Source organism: Pseudophaeobacter profundi (assembly GCF_029697505.1).
Lineage (GTDB): Bacteria > Pseudomonadota > Alphaproteobacteria > Rhodobacterales > Rhodobacteraceae > Pseudophaeobacter > Pseudophaeobacter profundi.
Window position 1 is genome coordinate 330110 of the sequence record NZ_JARJEF010000002.1, and the last position, 25316, is coordinate 355425.

At 59.1% G+C, this 25316-nt stretch carries 23 protein-coding genes; 8 read left to right on the forward strand and 15 right to left on the reverse strand.

Going from position 1 to position 25316, the window contains the following annotated elements:
- Positions 1-19: 19 nt before the first annotated feature.
- The 4 genes from hflX to trkA form a co-directional block, all read right to left on the reverse strand.
- On the reverse strand, positions 20-1291 hold the full coding sequence (hflX, locus tag P2081_RS04770) for a GTPase HflX (protein WP_278921734.1): 1272 nt from the start codon (positions 1289-1291) through the stop codon (positions 20-22).
- Positions 1291-1530: an RNA chaperone Hfq gene (hfq, locus tag P2081_RS04775; RefSeq protein WP_008204623.1), complete on the reverse strand. Its 240-nt coding sequence runs from the start codon at positions 1528-1530 to the stop codon at positions 1291-1293. Before hfq ends, hflX begins: the two co-directional genes overlap by 1 nt.
- Positions 1531-1663: 133 nt before the next feature.
- Positions 1664-3199 carry a TrkH family potassium uptake protein gene (locus P2081_RS04780; protein WP_278921735.1) on the reverse strand — a complete coding sequence of 512 codons (1536 nt, stop codon included), beginning with the start codon at positions 3197-3199 and terminating at the stop codon, positions 1664-1666.
- 1 nt (position 3200) lies between these two features.
- Complete coding sequence (gene trkA / locus P2081_RS04785; RefSeq protein ID WP_278921736.1) at positions 3201-4577, reverse strand: Trk system potassium transporter TrkA; 1377 nt, start codon at positions 4575-4577, stop codon at positions 3201-3203.
- Between the two features lie 102 nt (positions 4578-4679).
- On the opposite strand from trkA, the gene P2081_RS04790 reads away from it, so the two are divergent.
- Positions 4680-5159 carry a hypothetical protein gene (locus P2081_RS04790; RefSeq protein ID WP_278921737.1) on the forward strand — a complete coding sequence of 160 codons (480 nt, stop codon included), beginning with the start codon at positions 4680-4682 and terminating at the stop codon, positions 5157-5159.
- Between the two features lie 245 nt (positions 5160-5404).
- Here the strand turns inward: P2081_RS04790 and ntrX are convergent, their stop codons facing one another.
- From ntrX to dusB, 5 genes are all read right to left on the reverse strand, one after another.
- The gene (gene ntrX, locus P2081_RS04795) at positions 5405-6814 is read right to left on the reverse strand and encodes a nitrogen assimilation response regulator NtrX (RefSeq protein ID WP_278921738.1); all 1410 of its coding nucleotides are present in this window, start codon (positions 6812-6814) and stop codon (positions 5405-5407) included.
- Positions 6811-9099, reverse strand: a complete 2289-nt coding sequence (locus tag P2081_RS04800; protein ID WP_278921739.1) for a sensor histidine kinase NtrY-like — start codon at positions 9097-9099, stop codon at positions 6811-6813. The genes ntrX and P2081_RS04800 overlap by 4 nt, the downstream gene beginning before the upstream one ends.
- A gap of 99 nt (positions 9100-9198) precedes the next feature.
- Entirely contained in the window at positions 9199-10566 is a 1368-nt protein-coding gene (locus P2081_RS04805; protein WP_278921740.1) for a response regulator, read from the reverse strand.
- A gap of 12 nt (positions 10567-10578) precedes the next feature.
- Entirely contained in the window at positions 10579-11649 is a 1071-nt protein-coding gene (locus tag P2081_RS04810) for a two-component system sensor histidine kinase NtrB (RefSeq protein WP_278921741.1), read from the reverse strand.
- A complete protein-coding gene (gene dusB / locus P2081_RS04815) occupies positions 11646-12632 on the reverse strand; it encodes a tRNA dihydrouridine synthase DusB (protein WP_278921742.1) in 987 nt (328 codons plus the stop codon). The genes P2081_RS04810 and dusB overlap by 4 nt, the downstream gene beginning before the upstream one ends.
- A 298-nt stretch (positions 12633-12930) precedes the next feature.
- On the opposite strand from dusB, the gene P2081_RS04820 reads away from it, so the two are divergent.
- The 4 genes from P2081_RS04820 to P2081_RS04835 all read left to right on the forward strand — a co-directional run bounded on the left by P2081_RS04820 (position 12931) and on the right by P2081_RS04835 (position 16442).
- Positions 12931-14097 carry a bifunctional 2-C-methyl-D-erythritol 4-phosphate cytidylyltransferase/2-C-methyl-D-erythritol 2,4-cyclodiphosphate synthase gene (locus P2081_RS04820; protein WP_278921743.1) on the forward strand — a complete coding sequence of 389 codons (1167 nt, stop codon included), beginning with the start codon at positions 12931-12933 and terminating at the stop codon, positions 14095-14097.
- Entirely contained in the window at positions 14094-14591 is a 498-nt protein-coding gene (locus tag P2081_RS04825) for a phosphatidylglycerophosphatase A family protein (protein ID WP_278921744.1), read from the forward strand. Before P2081_RS04820 ends, P2081_RS04825 begins: the two co-directional genes overlap by 4 nt.
- On the forward strand, positions 14588-15133 hold the full coding sequence (locus P2081_RS04830) for a CinA family protein (protein ID WP_438826526.1): 546 nt from the start codon (positions 14588-14590) through the stop codon (positions 15131-15133). The genes P2081_RS04825 and P2081_RS04830 overlap by 4 nt, the downstream gene beginning before the upstream one ends.
- 127 nt (positions 15134-15260) lie before the next feature.
- On the forward strand, positions 15261-16442 hold the full coding sequence (locus P2081_RS04835; protein ID WP_278921745.1) for an ammonium transporter: 1182 nt from the start codon (positions 15261-15263) through the stop codon (positions 16440-16442).
- 164 nt (positions 16443-16606) lie between these two features.
- Here the strand turns inward: P2081_RS04835 and P2081_RS04840 are convergent, their stop codons facing one another.
- Both P2081_RS04840 and P2081_RS04845 read right to left on the reverse strand, forming a co-directional pair.
- Positions 16607-17917 carry an MmgE/PrpD family protein gene (locus tag P2081_RS04840; protein ID WP_278921746.1) on the reverse strand — a complete coding sequence of 437 codons (1311 nt, stop codon included), beginning with the start codon at positions 17915-17917 and terminating at the stop codon, positions 16607-16609.
- A gap of 29 nt (positions 17918-17946) precedes the next feature.
- A complete protein-coding gene (locus P2081_RS04845; protein WP_278921747.1) occupies positions 17947-18393 on the reverse strand; it encodes a type II toxin-antitoxin system RatA family toxin in 447 nt (148 codons plus the stop codon).
- A 75-nt stretch (positions 18394-18468) separates the two neighbouring features.
- Here P2081_RS04845 and hpt point away from each other — a divergent pair, with 75 nt between their 5' ends.
- Positions 18469-19014, forward strand: a complete 546-nt coding sequence (gene hpt / locus P2081_RS04850; RefSeq protein WP_278921748.1) for a hypoxanthine phosphoribosyltransferase — start codon at positions 18469-18471, stop codon at positions 19012-19014.
- A gap of 101 nt (positions 19015-19115) precedes the next feature.
- On the opposite strand, the gene lipA is transcribed toward hpt, so the two are convergent.
- A complete protein-coding gene (gene lipA, locus P2081_RS04855) occupies positions 19116-20069 on the reverse strand; it encodes a lipoyl synthase (protein WP_278921749.1) in 954 nt (317 codons plus the stop codon).
- 368 nt (positions 20070-20437) lie between these two features.
- On the opposite strand from lipA, the gene P2081_RS04860 reads away from it, so the two are divergent.
- Entirely contained in the window at positions 20438-20983 is a 546-nt protein-coding gene (locus P2081_RS04860) for a peroxiredoxin (RefSeq protein WP_278921954.1), read from the forward strand.
- A 21-nt stretch (positions 20984-21004) separates the two neighbouring features.
- On the opposite strand, the gene P2081_RS04865 is transcribed toward P2081_RS04860, so the two are convergent.
- Positions 21005-21964, reverse strand: coding sequence for a LysR substrate-binding domain-containing protein (locus P2081_RS04865; RefSeq protein WP_278921750.1), 960 nt, complete (start codon positions 21962-21964; stop codon positions 21005-21007).
- 70 nt (positions 21965-22034) lie between these two features.
- Positions 22035-23105: a DUF6456 domain-containing protein gene (locus P2081_RS04870; protein ID WP_278921751.1), complete on the reverse strand. Its 1071-nt coding sequence runs from the start codon at positions 23103-23105 to the stop codon at positions 22035-22037.
- Positions 23106-23343: 238 nt separating this feature from the next.
- Here P2081_RS04870 and P2081_RS04875 point away from each other — a divergent pair, with 238 nt between their 5' ends.
- Entirely contained in the window at positions 23344-23661 is a 318-nt protein-coding gene (locus P2081_RS04875; RefSeq protein WP_278921752.1) for a DUF6477 family protein, read from the forward strand.
- 104 nt (positions 23662-23765) lie between these two features.
- On the opposite strand, the gene P2081_RS04880 is transcribed toward P2081_RS04875, so the two are convergent.
- Positions 23766-25310, reverse strand: coding sequence for a trimethylamine methyltransferase family protein (locus tag P2081_RS04880; RefSeq protein ID WP_278921753.1), 1545 nt, complete (start codon positions 25308-25310; stop codon positions 23766-23768).
- Between the last annotated feature and the right edge of the window lie 6 nt (positions 25311-25316).

Here is a 25316-nt window from a genome sequence, read left to right on the forward strand (position 1 = left end):
TTTACATGCTTGGGAAGCATTAGATGGCGTTGAACTGCGCCTTTTGCTTGTCGGTCCAGCGCACCGTCAGGACAAAGCCTTCGTCTGTTTGTTCTTCGCTGGTGACCACATCCTGACGGAACAGCCAGGCGCGCTGCTTGCCCTCGGAAAAGGGCAGCGTAAAGGTTTCGACATGACGCACCCCTTCCAGTTTCACGGCGACATCCGCAAGCAGGGCGTCGATCCCTTCACCGGTCAAGGCCGAGATCGCATGGATCCCATCTTCGCGCGCGGCACGCTGGCGGCGGGCTTCGGCCACATCTTCTGGCAGCTGATCCAGCTTGTTCCAGACTTCGATCTGGGCGCGGTTTTCATCCACCCCCAGGGTCGCCAGGATCGCAGCCACATCATTGGCCTGGTTCTGGCTGTCCTCATGGCTGATGTCGCGCACGTGCAAGATCACATCCGCGGCGAGCACCTCTTCCAATGTGGCGCGAAAGGCCGCAACCAGTTCGGTCGGCAGATCCGAGATAAAGCCAACGGTATCCGACAGGATCACCTCTGGCCCGTCGGGCATTTCCACCCGGCGCATGGTTGGGTCGAGGGTGGCAAACAACATGTCCTTTGCCATGACATCGGCACCGGTCAGCCGGTTGAACAGCGTTGATTTGCCGGCATTGGTATAGCCCACCAAAGCGACAATCGGGAACGGGATCTTCGCCCGTGCGGCCCGGTGCAGACTGCGGGTTTTCACCACCTTGGCCAGCTGCCTGCGCAGGTTGACCAACTGATCATCAATCGCCCGCCTGTCCGCTTCGATCTGGGTCTCGCCGGGGCCACCGACAAAGCCAAGCCCACCACGCTGGCGTTCCAGGTGGGTCCAGGCCCGCACCAGACGGGTGCGCTGATAGTTGAGCGCCGCCATTTCCACCTGCAACACACCCTCGCGGGTGCGGGCACGATCCGAAAAGATTTCCAGAATCAGACCGGTCCGATCAAGGATTTTGACGTTCCAGGCCTTTTCAAGGTTGCGCTGCTGAACCGGCGACACCGGCCCATCAATCAGCACCAGGTCCACCTCGTTGCTTTTCAGCAGCCCCTTCAACTCTTCGATTTTACCAGAGCCAAACAACATACCTGCATGTGCCTTGGGCAACCGCACAACACCGGACCCGACAACATCAAGATCAGGCAGCGCCTCAGCCAAGGCAACGCCTTCTGCCAGGGCAGGTTCAGCGGGGCGACGCCCCTGATCCGATTTGATATCCGGATGAAGCACCCAAGCGCGGGTACGAATCCTGTCATGCTCCATCAAGAGGCGTCTTCGCCTTCATATAGGCTGATGGGCTGGGCTGGCATGATGGTGGAAATCGCGTGTTTATAAACCAACTGAGATTGGCCATCCCGACGCAGCAGCACGCAGAAATTATCAAACCAGGTGATAACCCCCTGCAACTTTACGCCATTGATCAGGAAAATTGTCACCGGAACCTTGGTTTTGCGAACGTGATTGAGGAAGGCATCCTGTAAATTTTGTCTGTCCGAAGCCATAGTATTTTCTCTCGCCTTTGTTCTTGCACCAAACCGCGGACCAGCCTGGCTAATTACAAACAACTATGACTGCAGATTTTGCCAGTTTCCAGCCGAAAAACACCGTTTTTTGCCCAAGAATTAAGATGATGCCCTAGCTGCGCCAGAAATTCGGCGACAAAAGTGCAATAATAGCCAGTGTTTCAAGACGCCCCAGGATCATCGCAAAACACAAGATCAGCTTGGCCATGGGCGACAGAATGGTCAGAATAATGGGTTCATTGCCAGCAATTTCCACCAATGGCCCCGTGGTGGACAGGGATGCAATCGCCAAGATCAGCGAATGCTCAAAATCGCTGCCCACCGCCGAGAGCGTAATGCTGATCAACGCCAGAGACAGCGCAAACAGCATAAAGAACACCCAGGCCACAAAGGCTCCATTGCGCTGAATGCGCTTGTTGCCACTGCCTGCACCGCTGACGGAAGAGGGATGCACCAGACGTTCCATCTCGCGCATGCCATTGAGGTAGAGCGCATAGACTCGCAGCAGCTTGACCCCGCCGGCTGTGGTGGCAACCCCGCCCCCGATCACCGACAACCCCAGCAGGATCATGCCCGGTGTCTGCAGCCCCGACCATTGCCGAGAGGTCTGCCAATCAGCGCTTTCAAAGCCGGTTGTGGACAAAAACGACATGACGGTAAACACCCCACCCCAGAGTGAGCGTAGCGCCTGTAGCGGTTCGGTCTGCCCGCCAACCTCAAAGGTGGATAGCAGGTGCCAGAGAAACAACACCAGCGGCATGGCCAGTACAATCAAGACCCCGGTTCTGAATTCCGGGTCCTTGTCCAGTCGGCCAGAGCCAACAGTGACCGTATCATTGGAAAAGGTCAGCCGGGACAGGGCAAAGAACATGAACAGGAACATCACCATCTCGCCGGCAATGCCAGACCCGGCGTTTTCAGTGCCGCCCACCGCCGAAATCCCCGAGGTCGACAGCACCGACATCGCATGGGTCAGGCCAACCAAGGGGGCCTCTCCGGTGATGATCAGCAAGATCCACAGCGCCAGCGTCAGGCCGGCATAGACGGGGGCCAGGGTGATGGAGATCAGGATCAACCGCTGCCTGGGGTCACTGTTCTGGGCCTGCGGAGGGGCATCGCTGCCACCGCCCGGCTCTCCTCTTGCGGTGACCTCAAAGCCACCCAGCGACAATGGTGCCAACACCGCCGAGGCAGAGATCCACATCAGCAAGCCACCAAGCCAGGCCACCATAGCGCGCCACAGATGCACACTATCCGGCAGCCGCCCCGGATCGGCGAAAATATCGGCGCCGGTGGTGGTAACCGCACTCACCATATCAAAATAGGCGTTCAGGAAACTGGTGTTGCGCAGGGATTCCTGCACCGGAACCGCCAGGAACAGGGGCAAGACCACAAAGGTCGCCAAGAGCGACAGCAACTGCCCAGGCATGCCATAGCGCGGCACCCGATTGCCCAGCGACAGGCCCGCCAGCGCAACCATAAACAGCCCCAGAACACCCGTATAAAAGAACGCCCGAGAGGTCAGATGATCGTTCAGCGCCAGGGCATGTACTGCCGGCACCCACATGGCCAGCGACGCCACGCAGCAGATCAACAGGAACAGCGGCAAGCGCAAGATCCGGTATGGGGTTTTGTTGCGCTGTCTCATGCTAGAAATAGTCGATGGAAACCTGCATCAAACGCTCCACCTCGGGGACGTCATCCGCCATAGCAAAGAGAGCAATGACATCCCCCTCTTCGATCTTGAATCCACCTGACGGGCGCAGCACTTCCCCGTTCCTTAGGACCGCGCCAACCAGAACGCCTTCGGGGAAATCAATTTCGCGGATGACCCGCCCCGCCATCGGAGAGGTGCCCATGACCTCTGCCTCGATCACCTCTGCCTCGGCATCGCCAATGCTATAGACCTGCCGCACCCGGCCATAGCGGATATGGCGCAGGATCGAACTGACGGTGGTGGCGCGCGGGTTGATGAAAGCATCAATCCCCAAAGGCCCCAGCAGCGGCAACAGCGTGGGGTCATTGATCAATGCAATGACAAAGGGGCACCCCTCGGCCTTGGCGCGCACTGCGGCCAGCATATTGGTTTTGTCATCATCGGTCACGGCCAGCATCGCATCGGCGCGATCAATGCCGGCCTCAATCATCAGCCCGCGATCCAGACCATCGCCATTCAGTACGATGGTGCGCTCCAGGGCCTCGGCGGCGACTTCGGCGCATTTTCGGCTTTTTTCGATCATCTTGGCGCGAATGCGGCTGGTGCCACTTTCCAGCGCCTTGGCGACCTCCAGCCCGACGTTCCCGCCGCCAACGATCACCACACGATCCTGACGTTTCTCAACCTTGCCAAAGACTTCGATGGTGCGATTCACATCCTCTGCATGGGCAAAGACATAGCAGCTATCGCCGACGAACAGCTGGTCCCCTGGTTCTGGCGCAAACAGGGTTCCGTCACGCCGCACCCCAACAACAATAGCGCGCAGAGTAGAAAACAAATCCGTCAACTGGCGCAGCGGCGTATTCACCACCGGGCAGTTTTCGTCGATGTGAATCCCCAAGAGCTGCGCCTTGCCCCCCATAAAGATCTCGGTATCAAAGGCGGCTGGTGCCGACAGGCGTTGCATCGCCGCAGCGGCCACCTCGCGTTCAGGGCTGATCACCACATCAATGGGCAGATGTTCGCGCCGATACAGATCGGAATAGATTGCATCCAGATAGCTACGGGCCCGCAGGCGGGCAATCTTGCGCTGGATCGAAAAGACCGAATGGGCCACCTGACAGGTGACCATATTCACTTCATCCGAATGGGTTGCTGCGATGATCATATCAGCATCCCGCGCCCCGGCCCGATCCAGCACATCCGGATAAGAAGCAAAGCCCGCGACCCCCTGCACGTCCAGCGTATCGGTCGCCCGACGCACCAATTCAGGGTTACTATCCACAACCGTCACGTCGTTTTGTTCAGCAGAGAGGTGGCGCGCAATCTGCCAGCCGACCTGGCCTGCGCCACAAATAATCACTTTCATGCCACTGTCCCTTGGGCGCCATTTTGCCAGTTTTGCATGACAGAAGCCACCGGAGGGGTCAAATCAATTGTAACTTTGGCGAAGATGGCGCAAAGTTCTGGCATGACACAAGGAACTCGCGTCACCGCCTTTGCTCTGCTGCTTGGTCTTGCAGCCTGTGGTCCCCTTACCGTCTATTACAATGCCGGGCAAAATCAGGCACAGACTCAGGATGCGACGCTCTCCTGCCAGGTCCAATCCCTGAAACAGGCTCCCGTCGCCAATCAGCTTCGTCAGCGCCCGCCGGTTTATTATCCCGGAACCCAGCACTGTGCCAATGGCAACTGCTGGGTACGACCTGGGTATTGGGTGGATGGCGGCAGCTATACGGTGGATGTGAACCAAGGCCTGCGCCAACAGCTTGAACAGCGCTGCATGGCGGCAAAGGGCTATCAGCAGATAGAACTGCCACGCTGTAGCCAGCAGCAAATTGCCAGCCTTCAGGCACAGCCGAATGGGACAAGACCGGGTCACGGCTTGACGCCTGAATCATGTGCCCTACGCCAAAAGGATGGCCGCACCGTGATTTTCCCCGCCCTCTGACACTGCCCCATTCACCCTGTCGATTTGAAGCAGAAAAAGCGGCCGCTGATGGCAAAATGACCCCGAGACCGGGGCCATTATTCTTTACCTCTTCAGGTCGGCCTTCAGGCAAGGTCGGTAGGCCATTTTGCTGCCTATGTGCCTTCTGGTGCCCCAAATAGCGCCCGCCACATCCAATCCGCCCTGGGAGCATATCGCATGTTTTTGATCCGCAAAAAACGAGATCTACTGTTGCGCGGTATGCGCTAGACGAGGTCTTCTTCCTGTTCGACATGGGCCACACGGGCCCCCGTCTTGTTGGAGGTTACCACCCCAAGCGACTTCAATTTGCGGTGCAGCGCCGAGCGCTCCATCCCGACAAAAGACGCGGTCCGGCTGATATTGCCGCCAAAGCGGTTGATCTGCGTCAGCAGGTATTCGCGTTCAAAGGCTTCGCGCGCTTCACGCAGCGGCAATGTCGCCAGCGCCCCCGAGAGCACCACCCGGCCGTCATCAGTTGCTTTTTCTTCTTCACGCGGCAGATCCTTGGCCTCAATCGGGCCAGTGCCTTCGCCCAGGATCAGCACCCGTTCCACCATATTCTTTAGCTGGCGTACATTGCCTGGCCAGGTCATGGTCTGCATCAGGGCAACGGCTTCATCCGCCAGCGCCCGCAGCGGCAGGCCCTGGATTTCATTGAACTGAGCGATGAAATACTCTGCCAGCTGTGGAATATCTTCGCGCCGATCCGCCAGCGATGGCACCTCGATCGGCACAACATTCAGCCGGTGATACAGTTCCTGGCGAAAACGGTCAGCGTTAATTTCGGCCTCAAGATCCTTGTTGGTGGCCGAGATCACCCGCAGATCAACGCGCAGCTTATCGCTGCCCCCGACCCGTTGAAATTGCTGATCCACCAGCACCCGAAGGATCTTGGACTGGGTGCCTAGCGGCATATCCGCCACTTCGTCAAAGAAGATCACCCCACCATTGGCCTGTTCCAGCAGACCCGGCTCTATGCCCCGCTCGCTGGATTCGCGGCCAAACAGCACCTCTTCCATGCGCTCTGGCTCGATCGCGGCGCAGCTGGCGGTGATAAAGGGCGCGGCGGCACGGGCCGAATGTGTGTGAATGTAGCGTGCAGCGATTTCCTTGCCACTGCCGGCAGGACCGCTAAGCATGACGCGACCATTGGATTTGGTCACCTTGTCCAGCTGTGAAATCAACCCGCGGAAGGCAGCGGAAGAGCCCACCATTTCAGAGCTGCCAGTCTCTTTGCGGCGCAGATCGGTATTTTCACGCCGCAGCTGCGAAGCCTCCATTGCGCGCCGGATAACCACCATCAACTGATCAATATTAAAAGGCTTTTCAATGAAGTCATAAGCCCCCTGTTTGATCGCTGCGACAGCGATTTCGATATTCCCATGGCCAGAGATGATCACCACCGGCACCTCGGGGGTGTCGCGTTTCACCGTTTTCAGGATATCGATCCCATCCATCTCGCTGTCTTTGAGCCAGATATCCAGGATCAGCAGCGATGGCAGCTCTTGGCTGAGCTGCTCCATACACTCCTCCGAGGTACCCGCCTTTCGCGTCGCATAGCCTTCATCCTCCAGGATATCGGAAATCAACTCGCGAATGTCACGTTCATCATCAACAATCAGAATGTCACTCATGTCAGACCTGCTTTCACTGTATTCCGGTTCACCTGGCCCGTGCTGGCAGCTGCGGGCAGGCGAATAACTGCCATGGCACCAGCATGCTGGTGCCCTTCAAAAAGCGGCGCGTCTTCAAGAGAAAGCGTGCCGCCATGTTCTTCGATGATCTTTTTCACGATAGGAAGCCCCAAGCCAGTGCCTTCGTTGCGCGTGGTCACATAGGGTTCAAATAGCCGGGCGCGATCCTCTGGCAGACCAATGCCATTATCCGCAATCGTCACCTCATACCCGCCGGTCTCCTGCTGCTGCAGAGCAATGCGAATTTCAGGCGCGACCGCGATATCGGGTTTCTTTTGCCGCAGGGTTACAATGGCTTCGCCTGCGTTCTTGATCAGATTTGTCAGGGCCTGGCCAATCATGGTTGCATCCAGATCCGCACAAAGCGGCGTATCCGGCAGATCTGCGGTGATCCTGACGTCGGGCTGGCCGGTCTGTTGCAATGTCACCGCATCCCGTACCAGCGTCACCAGATCTTCCTCGCGTCGCTCTGGTTCTGGCATACGGGCGAATTTTGAAAACTCGTTGACGATACGCCGCAGATCATTGGTCTGACGCACGATGACATCGGTCATGGATTGAAGCTGATCGCTATTGTCTTCGCCCAGCATTGGCGCAAACTTGCGTTTGATCCGCTCGGCGCTCAGCTGGATGGGGGTCAGCGGGTTCTTGATTTCATGCGCGATACGGCGTGCCACATCGCCCCAGGCCGCCATGCGCTGGGCACTGACCAGATCGGTCACATCGTCAAAGGCCACAACATAGCCTTCCAGACTGCCATCATCCGCGCGCCGCCGCGACATGCGCACCAGCAGGTTTTCCAGCTGCCCCTGGCGGCTGACCTTGATCTCCCCCTGTTCTGCCTCGCCGCCGCTGGCCAGCAGGGCCGCAAACAGCGGGCCGAATTCGGGAATCGCAACCGACAGATCCAGCGATTGCTGGTCTTCGTGCCAGTCAAGCAGCCGCTCGGCCGACCGGTTCACAAAGGTGATCCTGCCCGCATCATCCAGTCCCACCACACCCGAGGTCACCGAGGAGAGTACCGAGTCAAACAACCGCCGCCGTCGCTCGATCTGGTTGGTATTTTCCAGCAGAGTTGCGCGCTGCACCCGCAATTCCCGCGTCATCTGGTTGAAGTAATGGCCCAATTGCGAAATTTCATCGCCACCGTTTTCCTCGGGGACCTGAACATTCAGATCACCACCGCCGACCCGCTGGGCTGCAACGGTCAAGCGCCCCACAGGCCGGGACAGGCGTTCAGCAAACCAGATCGCCAGCCACATGGCCGCCAAGATCAATATCAGCGCAAAGCCGATATAAAGCAGACCAAATTCAAACAGAACACGACCGCGCTCTTTCTCTAGCTGCTGATACAAGAGGGCCGTTTCCTGGGTTTCATCGAGCAAATTCAAAAGGGTGCCATCAACATCGCGGCTGATATAGAGGAACCGATCAACAAAGGCGCTCAGCCGTACCAGGGCGCGGAACTCGTTATTATCCCAGTCCTGAATGATGGCGACGCCTTCGGGATTGCTGCTGGCGCGGGCAAGATCTTCGGCACTGGGGCGTTCAAAATCAAATTCATAGGATCGTTCACCGCGGGCACGAATACGACCAGTCCCATCAATGACATAGGCCTCGCGCAGCCCGCGTTGGATCTGCAACTGCCCCTGGGTCAAGACTTGACGCAACTCGGCATCATTGATGTAAAAGCTCCGGCTGCGGCTTTGATCCAGAAACCGAGCCAAGGCCTGGGCATCGGTGGAGATATCGCGGCGCTGCTCTTCCTGATAGGCCTCGGCGGCGGACAGCGAGCTGCCAATCACCTGACGCACTCGCTGTGAAAACCAGCCCTCCAGCCCGACATTCACCGTCAGAACCGCAAAAACCGCAACAATCACAGTTGGCCCGAGCGCCAGAAAGCCAAAGGCACCAATCAACCGCAAGTGTAGGCGCGATCCCGCCGATTTAGAGCGCCGGGCCGCAAACAGCCGGACAATCTGCGTCAGCACCAGCACCGCAATGGCCATGATATAGACCATATCCGCCAACAGGATCAGCCGCAGCGGCCGCGACGAGGCCCCATGACCCAGCGGGCCAAAAATGAGAAAGGTCAGCAGTGCCAGCAATGGCCCCAGCAGGACCATTCCAAGGGTGCCAATATTGCGAGCCTGGCGCGTCTTACGCCACCGGTCCAAGGCCCAAAAAGGCCTATAGCCGCTCCATAGATGTGACCTTTGCGCCACGCGCCACCCTCATTCTGATGTGTGACCGCCGTGGTCAACCGCCATATGTCGTGGTTGGAAACAGGACGAATACCCGCGAACCACAGCTCTGTGGCGATATTACATCAGTTTGCGGCGCCGTGTCACCTCTATATCCAGATCTGTAATCTTCTTTCTCAAAGTATTGCGATTGATGCCCAGCAACTCGGCGCATTTCGCCTGATTTCCACCAGTTGCAGACAGCGCAATCTCGATCAAGGGTGCTTCAACCTCGCGCAGGATCCGGGCATAAAGTCCGGGTGGCGGCAGGATATCGCCGTGCAGATCAAAATAGCGCTGCAAATGACGCGCGATAGAATCGGTCAGTTTTTCATTCACCGCCCCGCCGATGACTGGCCCCGCATCGGTTTTGGGCCCCAGGGCCGCAGCAACCTCGGCGCGAGAAATTTCTTCACTTCGCGCAGTGAGCGCAAGGCGGCGAACTATATTTTCCAATTGCCGCACATTTCCGGGCCAGGCGCAGTGGCGCATCATCTCGCTTGCGTCGTCGCTGAAGTAACGATGCGGCGCGCCGTCATTTTCGGCCTTCACCAGGAAATGCGCCGCCAGCAGAGCAATGTCTTCGACCCTTTCACGCAGGCTGGGAACCCCCAGCTCGGTGCCGGACATGCGATAGTAAAGATCTTGGCGCAGTGTGCCGTTTTCCATCGCAACCGCGGGGTCCTTTTGGCTGGTGGCCATAATGCGTGGCGCATGGGTGCCGGGGGAATCCATCATCCGCACCAAGCGCGCCTGCGCCTCATCCGGCAAATCAACCAGTTCATCAATCAACAGGGTCCCCCCCTTGACCTCTGCCAGCAGCCGCGCCGGCCCTTCCAGCGCCATCAGATCGCTTTCGGAAGCGGAGACAAACGGCAGGGTCCGGCGATCAGAAAAATCATGCACAGCACGGGCAATCAGCGATTTTCCTGTGCCGCTCTCGCCGGTGATCATCAGCGGCATATCGGTGTTCATCACCCGCGCAATCAGACGGTAAAGCGCCTGCATGACCTCGGTGCGGCCAATCAGCGGCAGATCCTCCGGGCGCTCGGGATCTTCCACGGTGGAGCCGCTGGGAGATTTGCGCGATTCCGTCATGGCCTTGGCGGTGCGCTTCATCAGCTCCGGCAGGTCAAAGGGTTTTGGCAGATAGTCATAGGCCTCTGCTTCGGCGGCCTTGATCGCGGTCATGATTGTGTTTTGCGCTGAAATGACAATCACCGGCAGCCCCGGACGATCTTTGGCGATCTTGGGCAGCATTTCCAGGCCATTGCCATCGGGCATGACGACATCTGAAATCACCACATCGCCCTTTCCTTCGGCAACCCAGCGCATCAATGTGGTTAGCGACGAGGTCGCGTGCACCCGGCAGCCTGCACGGGTCAGGGCCTGCGTCAGCACGGTGCGGATAGTGCGATCATCATCAGCGACAAGAACGGTGCCGTCCATTGGGTATTTCTCCTAGGGTTCTGCGTCTTTTGGGGTGCGCGACAACGAGAGCCGGAACGCGGTGCGTCCCGGAACGGAGTCGACCGAAATCCAGCCGTTGTGATCGGCGATAATCTTGCTCACCAGCGCCAGGCCAAGCCCGGTGCCGTTTTCACGCCCGGAAACAAAGGGGTCAAAAACATCGTCTCTAATTGTGTCAGGCAGACCGGGACCGTCGTCGATCACTTCGATCTGCAGCGGCAAGAGCTTGCCGGTGCCATCGCTGCGCCGCATGCGAAATGAATGCTCATAATAGCTGTGGATGCGAATGTTGCCGCCTTCGGGGGCCGCAGCCTCTGAGGCGTTTTTCAACAGGTTCAGCACCACCTGCAACAGCTGGTCCGCATCGCCCCAGGCCAGCGGCAATGAGGGATCATAGTCTTCGGTGATGGTCATATGCGAGCCAAAGCCCAGCAAAGCAGAACGGCGCGCCCGGTCCAGCACATCATGCAGGTTGACCGGTTTGAAATCAGGTTCGCTCAGATTTCCGAACTGTTCTACCTGGTCCAGCAGTTTGACGATCCGGCGGCTCTCGCTCACGATAAGATCCGTTAATTCAATATCTTCACCCGACAGGTTCATGCTTAGAAGCTGCGCGGCACCGGTGATGCCGGCCAGTGGGTTCTTGATTTCATGCGCCAGCATTTCAGCCATGCCGATGGCCGATTGCGCGGCGGATTTAGCTGAATGGTTCTGCGTCATCCGCGCTGCCAGCTCGCGCGGGGACAGCATCAACAGCATCTGTCCCTGGCTGCCCTGCACGGGCGCGATCTGCACTCCGCATTGCAAGGGCGCGCGACTGCGTGACCCAACGTCGATATCATTCACAAACAGCGGTGTGCCCTGTTCCCGCGACCGCGCGAACGCGGCCTCGATCGGGGATTCAATAGCGATCTGTTGCCAGACCGGCCGCCCCAGCAAGGCCCGCCGTGACGTGTTCAAAAACCCTTCAGCGGCAGAGTTTGCATCCAGAATGCAATCATCGGCCCCGATCAAAAAGGCAGGAACAGGCAGCGAAGCCCAAAGCGCGGCGTCCGAAATCATAGAAGCGCATCCTCATGGTAAAAGGCCAGGGCCCGGGGCAGTAACCGCAGCACCTCGCCCGTCGACTTCTCGGTCAAAACATCGCGACGCAGCGCGGCTGGGGTCTTGGCCACATCCATGTACCAGCCCAGATGCTTGCGCGCGACGCGCAGCCCAAGGTCGGCCCCATAGAAGGAGAGGATCGCCTCGTAATGTGCTGATACCATATCAATAAATTCATCAACCCCAGGCACTTTTGGCGCCGCACTGCCCCAAAGATCGCAGGCCACCTGCGCCAGCAGCCAGGGCTTGCCCTGCACCCCACGCCCAATCATCACCCCATCCGCGCCGGAATGATCCAGCGCCGCACGCGCCGTTCCGCTGCCCAGGATATCGCCATTGGCCAGCACCGGCACTGATACCGCGTCTTTGATTTCGCGGATCGCAGCCCAGTTGGCGCGCCCCTTGTAAAACTGACAGCGGGTGCGACCATGGATCGTGACCATCTGCACCCCTGCCCCTTCAGCGCGCCGCGCCACCGCAGCGGCATTTAGGCAATCGTCATCCCAGCCCAACCGGGTTTTCAGGGTGACGGGAATATCAACCGCCGCGACCACCGCTTCTATCAGCGACAACGCATGGTCCGGTGTCTTCAACAAGGCGGAACCGGAATAGCCGTTTGTGACCTTCTTCGCCGGGCAGCCCATATTGATGTCTATCATCCGCGCGCCGCGATCTGCCACCTGACGCGCGGCCTCGGCCATCCATGTGGCTTCACGGCCGGCCAGCTGCACGGCGGTGTTTTCCACATCGGCGCTCAGCTCGGCCCGTTCGCGCACCCCCGGTTTTGCCTGCACCATCTCTTGGCTGGCAACCATTTCGCTGACCATCAGGCCAACGCCATAAGAGCGCACCAGATCACGAAAGGGGCGATCAGTGATGCCGGCCATCGGCGCCAGGGCAATGGGCGGGGTCATAGAGGTGGTTCCGAGGGTGAAGGACAACTGCCTAATCCTTGTGCGAGTGAGTGTTTTGTAACCGAAGCCCCGGCTTTTGAACAATGAAAGCGCCCCTCGCAAGCCTACAACTCGACGTCACTGCCTAAATTTTAATCACAACGACGCGGGTGATTGCCACCGGATGCGGCAGAACATAAACATTCCCCCAGCATAAAACTCTGAGTCACAGCCGCGATCCACCGGCGTACAGCCCCTGACTGGTGCGCCCAGCGAACACAGGTCGCAGCGGGCAGGCCCCGATCGGATCACAGGTGCCGCTGTCCAGATTATAGAAGAGAGCCCTATGACAACAGCAGCCCTGATCGTTGCAGCAGGTCGCGGCAGCCGCGCCGGAGGTGGCCTGCCAAAACAGTGGCGCGACCTCAAAAACCGGCGCGTCATCGACTGGACACTAAAAGCCTTTCGCGATGCCCATGTCGAAACCATTGCCCTGGTCCTGTCGCCTTTGGATCAGCCTGCCTGGGACAGCTTTGCAGATGCGCAGGACATCATCCTGGCAAAGGGCGGCGCCGAGCGGGCACAATCGGTACAAAATGGCCTGCGCGCCCTTCAGGGCCGGGGGATCACCAAGGTGCTGATCCATGATGCCGCCCGCCCCTGCACAAGCCCGGTCCTGATCAACACAGTGATAGAGACACTGGACAACGCGGCCGCCGCAGCGCCAGCCCTTGCCATCACCGATGCGCTATGGACCGGGGCCAAAGGCCGTGTAAGCGGCACCCAGGATCGCACAGGTCTGTTTGGCGCGCAGACGCCACAGGGGTTTCACTATGATGCGATCCTTGCCGCCCATGCGGCCCATCCCGGTGGCGCTGCCGATGATGTCGAGGTCGCCCGCGCGGCCGGGCTTGACGTTGTGATCGTGGCGGGGGATCCAGACAATATCAAGATCACCCGGCCCGAGGATTTTGCCCGCGCCGCCCGAATTTTGGAAACGGAAAATACCATGACGACCAGTGCCACCTCTCTCCCCGACATCCGACTGGGCAATGGCTATGACGTGCATCGCTTTGGCCCCGGCGACAGCGTGACCCTTTGCGGCGTGACCCTCCCGCATGAGCGCGGCTTGCAGGGCCATTCCGATGCCGACGTTGGCATGCACGCGGTGACAGATGCAATATATGGCGCGCTGGCGCAGGGCGACATTGGCCAGCATTTTCCACCGTCAGATCCGCAATGGAAAGGTGCACCCAGCGACATATTCCTGCGCCATGCAGCGAACCTGGCCAAAACCATGGGGTTTCATATCACCAATGTGGATTGCACCCTCGTTTGCGAATTCCCCAAGATTGGCCCCCATGCTGCAGAGATGCGCGCGGTGATGGCTGAAATCCTTGGGCTTGATCCAACACGGGTGTCGGTCAAGGCCACCACCTCTGAGCGGCTGGGCTTTACCGGTCGCGGCGAGGGTATTGCCTCACTCGCAACTGCTGCGCTGGTGAAGCCATGATGTTGGCCAGAATGATCGCCACGGTCGGTGGCACCGGGTATCTGCGCCCAGCCCCCGGCACCTGGGGCTCTTTGGTTGCCCTCCCCCTGGCCTATGGGCTGCATCAGCTGGGGGGCTTTCCCCTGCTTGCGCTGGCAACGATCTTGGCAACTGGGCTTGGCATTTGGGCCACGGGGGTCATGACCCGCGGCCAGGCCAATCACGACCCGTCTGAAATTGTCATCGACGAAGTCGCCGGGCAATGGCTGGCGCTCTGGACGCTGTCCTATCCGGCCTGGGCACATGGTATTGCAATCTCGGCGCTTTGGCCCGGCTGGATTGCCGCCTTTGCCCTGTTTCGCCTGTTCGACATCTGGAAACCCGGCCCGGTGGGCTGGGCCGACCGTCAAGCCGGGCCGGTGGGTGTCATGCTGGACGATGTGATTGCCGGCATGCTTGCTGGTCTTGGCGTCATGGCTCTTGCAGGGTTTAGCCACGGGGTACTGGGGCTATGACGCAGCCCGTCTCTTCCGGTACGGATCAGCCGCAGCGCCCGGACATGGCCCAGCTGATCGCCCAGGCCCGCAGGCTGGGGATCACCATGGCCACCGCCGAGAGCTGCACCGGCGGAATGGTCGCTGCGGCACTAACGGATCAGCCGGGGTCTTCTGCGGTATTTGACCGGGGCTTTGTCACCTACTCCAACAGTGCCAAACAGGCGATGCTGGGGGTCAGCCCCGAGACCCTGCGCCGCGACGGCGCCGTGAGCGAAGCCGTGGCGCGGGAAATGAGCCTGGGCGCCCTGCAGGCCGCGCAGGTCAGCCTTGCCGTTGCCATCACCGGTATCGCCGGCCCCGGTGGATCAGAACACAAACCCGAGGGGCGCGTTTGTTTCGGCCTAGCCCAGACCGGAGAGCCCCCCCTGGTAGAAACCATCGAATTTGGCCCGCTGGGGCGTGACAGAGTTCGCGCCGCCAGCTGTGCCCATGCGCTTTGGTTGCTGCAGCGCGCCATTTCCCAAACAGAGCGCAATTTAGGCAATAGGCCCGAAGACTAGCCCATTATTTAATCAGTTTTGCAAAAGCCCATGTTTTTAGCGCTTTTGCGCAGTGTGACGCTTTTTTCCTCATCTGCATTCATGTCTTTGAACCCCCAACCATGCAAGCGGGATGGAAGGACACCCCATGAATGGAGCTGATACAGCTTGGATCATTGTAGCAACGGCCCTTGTGCTGTTTATGACACTGCCAGGGCTTGCCCTGTTTTACGGCGGTCTGGTGCGGGCGCGAAATGTGCTCAGCGTCTTCATGCAGTGCTACGCCATTGCCTGTTTGATGAGCATCCTGTGGCTGGCCTTTGGCTATACAATCGCCTTTGGCCCCGGTGAAAGTGGCCTCTGGGGCGGGTTGGACAAGATGTTCCTGGCCGGCGTCACCGCCGAGAGCCTGAGCGGCACCCTGCCCGAGGTGCTGTTCTTTGCCTTTCAGATGACCTTTGCCATCATCACCCCGGCGCTGATTGTGGGCGCCTATGTGGAACGGGTTGGCTTTGCCTTTGTGCTGACTTTCTCGGGGCTGTGGATGCTGTTGTGCTATGCGCCTGTCGTGCATTGGATCTGGGGCGGCGGCATGATGTCGGATGGTGGCATCTTTGGCGAGATCGGAGTCAAGGATTTCGCTGGTGGCATCGTCGTGCATGAAACGGCAGGTCTGGCGGCACTTATTCTGGCGATCTTCCTTGGACCCCGCAAAAACCGCACCACCCCACCGCATAACCCCGGCTATGTGGTCATTGGTGCCGCGATGCTCTGGGTTGGCTGGTTTGGCTTTAACGGCGGCTCGCAGCTAGCGGCAGATGGTGGCGCGGCCATGGCGCTGACCGTGACACATATCTCTGCGGCGGCGGCCTCGCTCAGCTGGGCCTTCTGGGAAAAGATCAAATACGGCAAGGCCTCAGTTGTGGGGCTGGTCACCGGCACCATTGCAGGGCTTGCCTCCATCACCCCGGCCAGTGGCTTTGTTGGCCCCATTGAGGCGCTGATCATCGGTACTATCGCCGGGATCTTGTGCCAGGAGCTGGTGAACCTGGTCCGCAACAAGCTGAAGATCGACGACACGCTGGATGTCTTTGCGGTACATGGCGTTGGCGGCATCTTTGGTACCGTGATGATTGCGGTCTTCGGCCAGGGGGCCTGGATGGCGCAATTGGGCGCGCTGGCGCTGGTGGGTGTTTTCACCACCCTGGTGACCATCCTTCTGATCAAGATCGTCGGCGCCTTCACATCTTTGCGCGTGGATCTTGAAACCGAGACAAACGGCCTAGATATTACCGTCCATGGCGAACGTGCCTATGACATGACCAGTTAACGCTGTGCCCAGTCGCCGCCGGGCACAGAACCAGATGCCACCACTCTCAGGGCAGAGATGCGGACCATTGCATCGGGGGGCGGGCTTTCCAAATTACTGGAAAGCCCGTTTTCATATCGGCAGCTGGCACCTGGCCACTGCCATCTGGCCCTACGGCCCGGCTTTCAGAACTGATCGGTAATCTCTGCCAGCGGTACACCCGTCTGCAGCCCCTGCCAAAGCGTCGCTTGGCGGTCCGTGCCGATCAGCGCCGCAACCTTGCCCAAAAGGCGGGCCTCGCGCTGATCGGGGCTGATCGGCAGCTGCAAATCATGGCGGGCCTCAAAGCGCTTGCCATCGCGGCGCAGGGCCAGCACATGGGCCTCAGTTTCTGCCAAAGCCTCGTCTGGCTCAATCTCGATACGGTCGCGCAGCGCGATAAGCTCCGGCAGTGCGCAGGTGGCGGCGCTATAGCTATCAAGCGCCGCAGTATCGAGGCCAAGCGCCTGCATCGCCAGAACCGTGCGATAGGAAAATTTCGCCCCAAGCCCGCTAGTCGGGGCCAGTTGGTTGCAGACAGTCATCCAGCGCGGATGGGTGCGCACCACCAGCTGGGCAATCTCTGGCGCGGCCAGATCCAGCGTCGCGGTGGCCTCTAGCGCCGCATGCAGCCCATGGCAACAGGCGTGAAACTTGTGGCTTATGCCCTCAAACAGCCAGGTCTGCCCCAGACCCTGCAGCGCCAGATCCAGATTGGCCTCGCCGTGATGGGTTGCGCCGAACCCCAGCGCCGCATCAAGCGCCTGTGCATTTGCGGTAAGACCCATGGCAACCAGGCTGCTGACCTCAACCCCGGCGCTGGCCGCCAGACCAGCGTTATAGGGCTTGCCCATGGTGCCAAACTGCGCCTTCAACCCCGCCGCACGGGTGGCGCAGAGACCCAGCGCCATCGCCATCTGATGCGGGGTCAACTGCAGCAATCGCCCCGCCGCCGCCGTGGCACCAAAGGCCCCCGCCGTCGCAGTCTGGTGAAAGCCCTGTTGATAATGGCTGCGCCCCAGCCACAGCCCCACCCGGATCGACAGCTCCATCCCGACAAGCGCGGCCTCCAACAGCTGCGGCAGTGATGCGCCCAACTGCTGCCCCAGGGCAAAGGCCGCAGGGAATACTGCCACAGCCGGGTGGCCGATATGGGCAAAATGGGTATCATCATAATCCAGCGCATGCGAGGTGGCCCCATTGACCAGCGCCGCCATGCGCGCCGGAACCTGCCCACCGCCAAAGATTGTAGCCTGCGCCGCGCCGCCCTCGGATATCGCCTGGGCCCGCAAGACGCCAGAGACCGGTTCATCAACGCCAGCAATCCCGCAGGCGATCCAATCCAGGGTCGAAAGCCGCACCATCCTTTGCGCCAAGGGGCTGGCCGTGACCTCACCAGTCGCAAAGTCAACCAAAGCGGCGGTCAAATCCAGTGTGTCAGAGGTTGGGCTGGTCATTGCGGTTTGGCCTTCCTGGTTAAGGCAGCCTAGCCATATAGCTCGGCTGCGCGGCGTTCGAATGCCTTGACTATACGCTGCATCGCCTCATTGAAGACAACCCCGATGATCCCCTGCAGCACCGCATTTTTGAATTCGAAATCAACAAAAAAGGCGACATCGCAGCTGCCATCATCGCGGGCGGCAAAGGACCAGTTGGATTTCATGTAGCGAAACGGCCCATCCAGATATTCGGTGTCTATCTTCATATCATCCCGATAGAGCGTGACCCGACTGCCAAAACGTTCGCGAAACACCTTGAAAGAGATCACCAGATCCGCCTCCATCACCTCTGCCGGGCCCTGCTGGCTGCGGCTGCGAATGCGTGCGGCAGCACACCAGGGCAGAAATTTAGGATAGGAGGCCACATCTGCCACCAGCCCGTACATCTGCGCGGCGGTATAGGGCATTTGGCGGGTTTCAGAGTGAACAGGCATAGGTGTCTTCAATTTTCTTGCTATGATCGTGCCGCGTCATGTCCTATGAACGCGCGGAAAATTCAAGGGGTAGCCATGACACAGCGTCCATATGTCATCGATGTGATGATTTCAGCCAAGACCATCGCCGCACGGATCGAAGAGCTTTGCGACGAGATCACGCAAGAGTTCGGCGACACCGACAAGCTGGTTGTGGTGGGGCTGCTGCGCGGCAGCTTTGTCTTTATTGCCGACCTCGTGCGCGAATTGGATCTGCCGATCGAGGTCGATTTCCTGGAGGCATCTTCCTATGGTGATGGCATGGAAAGCAGCCGGGAAGTTCGCATTCTCAAAGACCTGCGTGGCGCAATTGAAGGACGCGACGTGCTGGTAGTCGAAGATATCGTCGATACTGGCCACACCCTGAACCATGTCACGCATCTGTTGGAAAGCCGCAAACCCGCCCGGCTGAAATCCATTGCCCTGCTCGATAAACCTTCACGGCGCGAGGTGGATTTCCGCTCTGACTGGATCGGCTTTGAAATCCCGGATGAATTTGTTGTCGGCTACGGTATCGATTATGCGCAGCGCAATCGCAACCTGCCCCATATCGGCAAAGTGCGCTTTACCGACAAAGACTGACCCTGCACGCATCACCACAAGAAAAAGCCCCGCAAGACCAAAATCTGCGGGGCTTTTCATGATGTGTCGGACCAGTCAGAAAGGCCCCTAACCGCTGGCGACTATTGCACGCCCAGCTTGGCGTTGCGGGCCGCGCGCAGGCGGGCAAAATCATCGCCCGCGTGGTAGGAAGACCGCGTCAGGGGCGTGGCAGAAACCATGTGGAAGCCTTTGCCATAGGCGGCTTGTTCATAGGCTTTGAATTCTTCCGGCGTGACAAAGCGATCGACGGCATGGTGTTTGGGTGTGGGTTGCAGATATTGGCCGATGGTCAGGAAATCGATATCCGCTGCGCGCATGTCATCCATCACCTGACGCACCGATTGTTCATCTTCGCCCAGGCCCACCATGATCCCCGATTTGGTGAACATCGACGGGTCCAGTTCTTTCACCCGCTGCAGCAGACGCAGCGAATGGAAATAGCGCGCTCCGGGGCGCACCTCTGGATAGAGCCCAGGCACGGTTTCCAGATTGTGATTGAACACATCCGGGCGGGCCTCGACCACGGTTTCCAACACCGACGGATCACATTTGATGAAATCCGGCGTCAGGATTTCAATGGTGGTCTTGGGGCTGCGATGGCGCACGGCACGGATGGTCTGGGCAAAGTGATCCGCCCCGCCATCGGTGATATCGTCGCGATCAACCGAGGTGATCACCACATGGTTCAACCCCAGTTTCTGCACCGCATGGGCAACGCGGCCCGGCTCGAATGCATCCAGATCCTCGGGGGGTTTACCGGTGGCGATGTTGCAGAAAGTACAAGCCCGGGTGCAGACCTCGCCCATGATCATCATGGTGGCGTGGCCCTGGCTCCAGCATTCACCGACATTGGGGCAGCCCGCCTCTTCGCAGACCGTGACCAGACCATTGTCACGCATGATCTTATGCGTTTCCGCATACCCCTTGCCGCCGGGGGCCTTCACCCGAATCCAGCTGGGTTTCTTTGGCTGGGCATTGTCCGGGCGATTTGCCTTTTCGGGGTGCCGTTGCTCGGGAATCTTGAGATCACGCATGGTGGGTCCGCTTCTGGCCTGTCTGTATTTAGGATGACTTAGCACGTTCATTCCTTGGCGTCACCGCGACATTGCGATATCGGCAATGCAATGAACGCATAGCAAGATCATACCGCGATAATCCGGTTCGCTGACACAGGCTTTCTGGCGCAAAAGCCGCGCAACACATCCCGCTGGATCAGCGCCCCGGCGCCCCCTGCAGACAGCCATGGGAAAATATGCACAAGTTATGAAAGTTCACTGCAATATCAGGCAATTCACCGCCTATTGCTGACCTGCGGCAATTGCGTCACCCGAAGCTGTTGCGCTCTATTTAGAACTCTTATAAATGGCTGTGAAATGGTTCCTTATTCATGGAGTTGAAGAAGATGAAAGCTGGCCTGAAACTGCCCAATGTGACCTTTAAGACCCGCGTGCGCGACGAAGCTGTCGGCGGTTCCAACCCGTTCCGCTGGGAAGACAAGACAACTGCGGACTATTTTGCAGGCAAGCGCGTTGTGCTGTTCTCGCTGCCTGGTGCCTTTACGCCGACCTGCTCAACCTATCAGCTGCCAGGTTTTGAAAAAGGCTTTGCCGATTTTCAGGCCGAAGGCATCGATGCGATCTACTGCATGTCGGTCAATGACAGCTTTGTGATGAACAAATGGGCCGAATCGCAAAACCTGGAAAACGTCGGCGTTATTCCTGATGGCTCTGGCGAATTCACCCGCAAGATGGGCATGCTGGTAGCCAAGGATAACCTGGGCTTTGGCGTCCGGTCCTGGCGCTATGCAGCCATCGTCAACGACGGCGTTGTCGAAGCCTGGTTCGAAGAGCCTGGCCTGTCGGACAACCACGGCGATGACCCCTATGGTGTCTCTTCCCCGGAAAACGTGATGAAACACCTGAAGGGTGAAGCGGCCGCTGCAGCCTAACCCGTTATTTCATCACGACTATTACAAGATCTCGGGCGCGCCAATGGCGGGCCCGAAGTCTTTTTGGGCCTTTCCCAGGATATCCAGGCCGGTTTGCCGCGCCACCGCTGCAAGATCCTGAAACCAGCCATCCCCAGCGGTGCTCGCGCGGCGCAACAGGCCAATTCTGCGATGCGGTTGTTCACCGATAAAGCGTTGAACACACAGGTCTTTCGTCGCGCTACATTCGGCCCCCACCGCCAGTTCCGGCATCAGGGTCAGGCCAAAGCCCGCCGCCACCAGCCGCGAGAGGGTCGGCAGAGATCCAGCCCCCATATTGATCCCCGAGGCCGATCTGGCAACGCCACAGACAGCCAGCGCCTGATCGGTCAGGCAGTGGCCATCCTCCAGCAACATCAACTGCTCTGCCTTGAGATCGGTTGGCCCCACAGCAGCCTGGCCTGCATTGAGCTGCTGCAGGCGCTTGGATGACCCCGCGAGCAAGAAATGATCCGCAAACAGCTCTTCCTCGATCACTCCCGAAACACCGCTGGGCAGGGCCATGATCGCCACATCCAGCGCGCCGGTCTGCAGCGCCTCCAGCAGCCGTTCGGTCCGGGCCTCGCGCACTTGAATTCGCAGATGCAGATCATGGGCGCGCAGCCCCGCCAATAGCCCTGGCAACAGATAGGGCGCGACAGTTGGAATCACCCCCAACGAAAGGCTGCGTTGGTTACTACCCTGATCCTGTGCCAGACGATCCAGCTCCGCAGCCGCCTGCAGGATCTGATCGCTCTGGGCCAGAACCGTGCGGCCAAGCGGCGTCAGGATCACATCCCGCGCCCGCCGCTCTACCAGAATGCCGCCCATCAGATCTTCGAGCGCTTTGATCTGCACGGATAACGCAGGCTGCGAAACATGGCAGGCCTGGGCAGCCCGACCAAAATTTCGGTGTTCACAGAGGGATTTGAAGTAGCTCAACTGGCGCAGGGTAAATTTCATAACCGCAGGTTATCACACCGGTGCCAAGCTACAATATCCAGCGCAGCAGTCCCCGGTATTGCCGCCTGCCCTAGCCAATCATCTGGTTGTTATGTTTTCCATCGTGGCTCTCGTCCATGGTCTCGTAAAAAACCTTCAACTGGGCCAGCGCAATGCGCAGGACGATCTTTCCCGACCGGGCCGACCAGCCAAGCTGGCGCTCTGCAGCCTCCAATCCTTCCAGATGGCAGCAACACCGCAGGGCAATGTCATTCAGCCCCGACCCCAGTGCTGTCAGCGCCGCACGGGCCCGTTTTTTGGCAGCGCTAGAGGCTGGGCAGGCAATGCCGCCACGGGGCTGGCCGCAGGCGTCGGCAGCGCCAAAATAGGCCTGGCTTTGGGCCAGATGATCGCCCACTTGGGCCAGTTCAAAGTCTTCGCGCAGGCGTTTGCCCGCATTCACCAAATCGCTATCGAGAAAGGGCTTGCCGCTTTTGTCCAGCAGGCGTGCCAGCATATCCAGCGGTGTCTCGCCCAGGCCATAGCGCGATCGGCGCTCCTTGGGCTTTGATCTTGATGCCGGACTAAACCGGCTCTGCGCTTCGCCAAAGCCGCGCTCCAGCCTGGCCCGTGCCTGATTTTCCCGGCTGGCCATCAGCCGGCTGTAGACCGCCCGCCCCGCAGGCGTGATGTGATAGCGCCGCAACCGGCCAGAACGGGTGCAACTGATCCAGCCCAATAGCGACAGGATCCCCGCCAGCCCCTGCTCAACCGAAAGCTTGCTCATGCTGGTTTCGCCTTCGCGTACCACCACGGCCTTTTCCATCCCTGCGCCCACCGCCAGAACCGCACCGCTTTGACAGAGGCGGGCCAACACCTCCAATGCGGCATTTTCCAGCATCTCTGTATCGCCCAGGGATCGGGTTCGCGGCGAGGATTGGCACCCGTATTGCCCTGCCGCCAAAGCACCAATAGCGCAATCGACAAGCGGATCATCGCGGCGGTTTTCCACCCGGCGCACCTGTCGCAAAACCGTAGAGGGATGACATTTCAATTCTCGGGCCAAGTGGCGGATCGAGCAGCCACCCTCGGTATGATCCAGATAGTGCTGCACCTCCTGTGGGACCCATTCGGGAAGATTTTGTGCGGGCTGTCTTTGCATCGTCGCTAACCTCCGGTGGTCAGACAGGCAAATCCGTCACGTACCGCCCCTGCGGTTACCCACAGGCACAGGGAGTTTACCCAACTGATTTTGAACAGAACTTTGATCTATTCATCATTGTTTCCACAGAGTGATCAATCAACCGAGAATAGACCGCACGGCAAACAAGCCCCTGCGGCAACACCCGCAAAAGTTGTGTTAGTGGCTGATCCACACGCCAGAAAATGGGGATCGATCAATGCAGGATGTACTAAGCCGACTAAAAGCCCTTCACCGTCCCAGGTTGTTAATCCGAACGGCCCGCATTGGTGCCGCGAACTACAGTCGCGACCGCGATCTGCGTCGCATACTGGGCGGAGATCGCAGCCCAAGACCCACCGCAGCAATCCTGCGCATAATGGAGCTTGAACAGGAAATGAACCAGCACCGCCTGCGCGGCGAGGCGGCCTATGCGATCACCCGTCATATTGACCTGCTGACCGCCCTGATAGCAGAAGCCGCCTGCCTCTCGGGCTTTGGCCCAACCGCAAACCGCCCCCGAGCCACAGATCGCTGAGCAGAAAAACCGCACGCAAAAAGGCGGCGGTAACACTATGTGTCACCGCCGCCAGACCCCCGCCTTAAACGAGTGCGTCAAATCTTTAGATCAACCCTAACTCACTACATGAACGAATCAGGGGCTGCGGCTTTCTTCTCTGCCACATAGGCCTCCAGGGCCTCTTTGATGGCAGGGTCCAACGCTGGGGGCTGATAGTTGGCAAGCAAGTAATCCACCCGGCTGCTGGCCAGGGCATAGGTGTCACGCGCGCCTTCTTCTTCCCAGGTTTCAAAAGGCTTGTAATCCAGCAGTTCAGATTTCCAGAAGGCGGTTTTGAAATTCTTCTGGGTATGGGCACAGCCAAGATAGTGACCGCCCGGCCCCACTTCACGGATGGCATCCATCGCCTGATCGTCTTCGGTAACTGGTACGCCTTTGGCCAGGCCATGCAAGGTGCCCAGCTGATCGGCGTCCATGACGAATTTTTCAAAATCCGCCACCAGACCACCTTCAAGCCAACCACAGGAATGCAGCATGAAGTTCACCCCGGACAACAGCCCCATGTTGAGCGAGTTTGCCGTCTCATAGGCGGCCTGCGCATCCGGCAGTTTGGACCCACAGAAGGACCCGGCAGAGCGGAACGGCAAGTTCAGGCGGCGCGCCAGCTGACCGGCGCCATAGGTAATAAGAGAAGCCTCTGGTGTGCCAAAGGTCGGCGCGCCGGAATTCATGTCGATCGAGGAAACAAAGGCACCAAAGATGGCAGGCGCGCCGGGGCGCACCAGCTGGCTATAGGCAACGCCGGCCATGACCTCGGCCAGCACCTGTGTCAGCGTCCCCGCAACCGAGACAGGGGCCATGGCACCGCCAACGATAAAGGGCGAAATGATGCAGGCCTGGTTGTTCGCGGCGTAGACCTCCAGCGAACCCATCATAACATCGTCAAATGTCATGGGAGAGTTGATATTCGTCAGCGACGTCATCACGGTATTGTTCTGGACGAACTCTTTACCAAACAGAATTTCGCACATTTCCACCGAATCCTGCGCCCGGCTGGGCTCGGTGACTGATCCCATGAACGGCTTGTCCGACAAGGTCATGTGGGCCAGCAACATATCCAGGTGACGCTTGTTCACCGGGATATCGGTGGGTTCGCAGACCGTGCCGCCAGAATGGTGCAGCCATTTGGACATATAGGCCAATTTCACGAACTTGTTGAAATCTTCCATGGTGGCATAGCGGCGTCCGCCCTTGGCATCACGCACAAAGGGCGGGCCATAGACCGGGGCCAACACCATGTTGTTGCCGCCAATAACCACCGATTTTTCAGGATTGCGGGCATGCTGGGTGAATTCCGCAGGCGCGGTGGCGCAGAGTTTACGCGCCAAGCCACGCGGAATGCGCACCCGCTCGCCCTGCACATCTGCCCCCGCATCGCGCCAGCGCTGCAACGCGGCCGGGTTATCAACAAAATTGACGCCAACCTCTTCGAGGATGATATCAGCATTGGTTTCGATAATTTCCAGCGCGTCTTGGGTCAGCACCTCAAAATTCGGGATATTGCGCTGAATATACTTTGCAGTTTCAATATTGATGCTGCTGCGTTCTGCGCGACGGGCGGCGCCACCGCCACCTCGGCTCCGACGACGTGGTGCTTCTTCAGCCATGATCTG